Raw genomic sequence first — 934 nt, forward strand, 5'->3', positions numbered from 1 at the left:
CGCTGCACCATCGGGGCGAAATGTGCAAAGTCAGGGGTCTCCATATCCTCGCGCTTTCCGGCCTCATCGAGATATCGCACCTGAATGATCTCTTTCAGGTTTGGGTTGGCCTCGAACGCGGTCACTTCCTCGGAATTCATCGGGCCGCCTTGCAGTTCCAGCGTGTGGACCGAGGCGGCGGACAGCCGGTTGAAATACTCTGGCTTTGTGGCGCAGAGATACCGCTTGGCCGCCACGTGGTAGCGGCAGCAATCGGTGATAACGGACGGGAAGAACTGCTCCAGCACTTCGGCACCTGCGTCTTCGTGATGGCGGTCCTCGGTGTCATCAGGGTGATATGTCCCGAATTCCGAAGTGAAGTGGCCGATGTCATGCAAAAGGGCACCCACAATGATCTCTTCGGGCATGCCGTTCTGTTCCGCGATGGTGGCCCCTTGCAGCATGTGCTCGGCCATAGTGACGGGCTCGCCCAGATATTCCTCGCCACCACGGCGGTCGAAGATATCGCCGATGAAGGCCACGATATTGTCGCGATTCAGGGTCGTGAAATCGGGTTTCATTCCGCCGCCTCCGGCTGTGCCATGTCCATAGCGGCCAGAGTGGACAGCAACCCGTCCTTATCGGCGTAGCAGCCTTGCAGCCACCGCGACCCTGCGCCCGAGTAGCCAAGTCGCGCATGCAGCACGCGGGTGTTGTCGACGATGAAGCTCTCGCCCGGTTCAAGCTTGAACGAAACGCCCATCGCAGGGTCGTCGATGATGTCCCCCAGCTGGCGGTAGGCGGCGTAATAGGCCTCCATTTTGTCGAAGGGCACATCCACAAAGGGCGCGGAGGAACGGTTGTTGAACCGGATGCCGATGATTTCGCCATCGGGGGACAGCTCGATCATCGGGCGGCGTGAGCGCAGGCAAACCCCGTCCGTGCCTTTGTATTC

The 934-nt window shown here is 60.1% G+C and carries 2 protein-coding genes; both read right to left on the reverse strand.

The genetic code is table 11. The features are described 5' to 3' along the window. On the reverse strand, positions 1-560 hold a 560-nt coding region (gene tmpB, locus ACR0E6_RS21735; RefSeq protein WP_480587228.1), incomplete at its 3' end, for a (R)-1-hydroxy-2-trimethylaminoethylphosphonate oxygenase. Beyond that, on the reverse strand, positions 557-934 hold a 378-nt coding region (locus ACR0E6_RS21740; protein WP_480587231.1), incomplete at its 5' end, for a TauD/TfdA family dioxygenase. The genes tmpB and ACR0E6_RS21740, both read right to left, overlap by 4 nt.

Source organism: Ruegeria sp. AP12, from assembly GCF_056540025.1.